This window comes from Vibrio sp. N418 (assembly GCF_000222565.1).
GTDB lineage: Bacteria > Pseudomonadota > Gammaproteobacteria > Enterobacterales > Vibrionaceae > Vibrio > Vibrio scophthalmi.
The window spans coordinates 1-2,905 of record NZ_AFWD01000062.1 but is presented as its reverse complement, the minus strand read 5'-3'; the positions used below and the strand labels follow the sequence as shown (position 1 = coordinate 2,905).

General features: G+C 40.2%; 4 protein-coding genes. All 4 read right to left on the bottom strand.

Annotated elements, in window-relative coordinates:
• Positions 1 to 86 precede the first annotated feature (86 nt).
• The 4 genes from RH86_RS13695 to RH86_RS20835 all read right to left on the bottom strand — a co-directional run bounded on the left by RH86_RS13695 (position 87) and on the right by RH86_RS20835 (position 2,807).
• On the bottom strand, positions 87 to 632 hold the full coding sequence (locus RH86_RS13695; protein ID WP_009386742.1) for a hypothetical protein: 546 nt from the start codon (positions 630 to 632) through the stop codon (positions 87 to 89).
• 135 nt (positions 633 to 767) lie between these two features.
• Entirely contained in the window at positions 768 to 1,256 is a 489-nt protein-coding gene (locus RH86_RS13690; RefSeq protein ID WP_038219721.1) for a GNAT family N-acetyltransferase, read from the bottom strand.
• Positions 1,257 to 1,415: 159 nt separating this feature from the next.
• Complete coding sequence (locus RH86_RS13685; RefSeq protein WP_038219720.1) at positions 1,416 to 2,156, bottom strand: abortive infection system antitoxin AbiGi family protein; 741 nt, start codon at positions 2,154 to 2,156, stop codon at positions 1,416 to 1,418.
• A 234-nt stretch (positions 2,157 to 2,390) separates the two neighbouring features.
• Positions 2,391 to 2,807 carry a cold shock domain-containing protein gene (locus RH86_RS20835; protein ID WP_009386739.1) on the bottom strand — a complete coding sequence of 139 codons (417 nt, stop codon included), beginning with the start codon at positions 2,805 to 2,807 and terminating at the stop codon, positions 2,391 to 2,393.
• Positions 2,808 to 2,905: the final 98 nt, after the last annotated feature.

Below are 2,905 nucleotides of genomic sequence, written 5' to 3'. Positions count from 1 at the left end.
GCATTAAGGTGTGAGCGGCGCTTGGCTATACTTGAGCGAAGCGAAACTGCAAAGCGTTGCGAATCACTCTTAAATGCTTTGTTAGATTAATAGCCCAGCGCTTTCTTAAACCTAGAGATTTCTTGATCATCAAGGCCAATTCTTTGCGAATATTTGAATTCCTCACCGTATATAGACTCGTATTCTATGCTCAGAGTTAGTTCTGGAGCAGATATGAGTTTGATAAACTCTACTGGACAGCTCGCATCTAGCGGGCTTGTAGTTGGAGCAATTAACTTTACGTCTTGCCCAGCCTTCAGTGTCGCCCCCTCTTTGAACCAGCGCTCAACATAACATAACCTTTTAAGGTTGAGATGTGTGTAAACTGCTGGCCAATTATTAGCTGCCATATCAAATTCTTTACCGTTAGCCTTGATAAACGCCTTTTTAATAAATGCTGGACCTACACCGGCATTTGAGATGAAAACGCCATTCTCTCCACCAACTCCTGGCAAACGCGGTGCTGCGGTAATGTATGGCTTAACGGATAATTTGTTGTGTTCTCTCGCAACAACACCTTGCCAAATTGATACACAAACTGCAGTCAACGCGATTACTACAGAAGATATACTCAGAACTCTATCTGTTGTCATAGTGACCTCTATAATCTAACGCCGCGTTAAGTGGCGAGCAACGCTAACCACCTTACCTAAACCATTGTGATATAAACACTTAAACTAAATTGACCCGAAAACGCCATGCGTTGGGAGTCCGTCTTAAACGCTTTGTTATGCCGATATTAACATTTCCATGAATACAGCACCTTCGCCGTATACAGGACTGATATCGCCACTTTCCAATGCACTAAAACCTAATGTCGACCAGTAGCCAGCCGCGCCTTGAACTGCAACTAGAGTAATTTTGTTAACGCCCATTTTCTTCGTTAATTCAAACACTCGATTAGTCAACAATCGACCAACACCTTTGTTTTGTGCTGTGGCACTAACCGCCATGTCATGGATGAAAAATTGATGGTTACCACTGACCATTGTTAATGGTTCAAAAAGCTTTGGAGGTATTGAACTATCCCACGGATGTGACAACAAATAACCCGCGATATCTCCGTCGCTCGACTCACACACAAAACAACTTGTCGGTGAAACGACACTTTTACTTTTGAGTACATCCAATTCTTCGAGAACACCATCATGATACACCTCAGCCTGAATTCGAAGTATCGAATCCCAGTCTGACTCAATAACTGCTCTAACCTTCAAATTGCACCTCAATTGTCAGTTTCCATTTTAGGCATAACGCCGCATTAAGGTGTGAACAACGCGACCACTAAACCCAACCTGACCACCGTAAACACTGAACTCAACGATGGAATGAAAAATGCCAAGCGTTGAGAATCACTCTTAAATGCTTTGTTAGCACTATATGTCTGCGATGATACTTTCTAATGAAATAACACGTGATACTAGAAGAGCTTGATCCGCAATTTCAGTAAAGGTCATATTGTTTTGAATAAAGGAAACAATATCTGGGATATCTGAGTCGCTCTTAACAAAAATGTATTTAATGTCTGACACTTCAAATTTGAGCATATGATTTGCTCTGGTTTCATTATTGGCTGTTTCTAAGGAGTGTGAATCAATGAAGGAATCATATGATAGAAGCTTAGTTGTACCATCACCATCGTTAGCAATAAATCGCCACTCTGATTCTTGGATAAACTCTTTTTCCACAACTTGCCCATCAACAACCATATTGCCATCTAGAGGCTTACTATACGAGTTCAGATACCTAATATGATCCCAACCAAAGTCAAAAGGCTGATTTTCAGCATGAGATAACTTTAAGATCAATTCACGATATGCCACAGGAATATCACTAAATGGTGATATATACTGAACGGGTGACAAACCTTTTTTTATAGCCCATTCCTTAGTCATACCTATGCCAAACTCACCATAGAATTTCACATGCTCATCTATACGAGATAGTGGAATGTCGCAGAAACACACCATAGGAAAGGCTGCAAACTCAACATCCCCCATATCCATCCACTCAACATCTTCTAGGCAATACCTCGGCCAAAAACCATTCTCCAAAACAAGCTTCAATACTTCTTGGGACTTTGTGAAATGAAAAAGTGTGTGTGATTTTGGTTTCAATTTTTACTCCGAATTCTAATTTATAGTGCTAACGCCGCGTTAAGTGGTGAGCAACGCATACCACCTTACTTAAACCATTGTGCTGTAAACACCTAAGCTGAATCAAACCGAGAATGCCAAGCGTTGGGAATCCGTCTTAAACGCTTTGTTATGTACGTACTAGGAGGGATAGTCAATTTCTCTTATTAAGCCGTAAAGCAAAAGAATATTGATTCGTTTGCCAATACAAACTTTCTAACCAGTAACAATACCGAAAATAAATAGTGCTACTAACCCTATGACTATATATCCTAAAACGTTCGATCCAAAGCTCCGAACTGTAGCTGCACAGTAAGGGCACACCGATTTCTCTGGTTGTCCGCGATATGTAATCATCCTAGGTACGATCTTTTTGTTACAAGCAGGGCAGTTTATTCGATCATCTTGTTTGCTATTAGAGCGAGTCGGTTTCTCTGCTTTCTCTATAATTTTAACACAAACAGCATTAAGCCCTTTATTACCTACCTTTGATTCAAATTCAACGCTGTCGCCGTTTGAAGGTAAATTAGCCCCTACTACACTACGTACATTGAAGTAGTAATCTTGCCCCGAGCTACAGGTAATGAACCCATAACCTTTTTCATTGCTAAACCACTTGACTAAGCCTTTCATATACACCCTTAGCTATCTGTTTTATTTAGAATATTGCTAATTATTCCCTCAACAAAGCTGTTTATTAAAACTATTAGAGGTAGGCTAAATTCTTTGAG

Coding starts and splice junctions, on each gene's coding strand:
- RH86_RS13695 (WP_009386742.1), bottom strand. CDS start 632: ATGACAACAGATAGAGTTCTGAGTATATCTTCTGTAGTAATCGCGTTG.
- RH86_RS20835 (WP_009386739.1), bottom strand. CDS start 2,807: ATGAAAGGCTTAGTCAAGTGGTTTAGCAATGAAAAAGGTTATGGGTTC.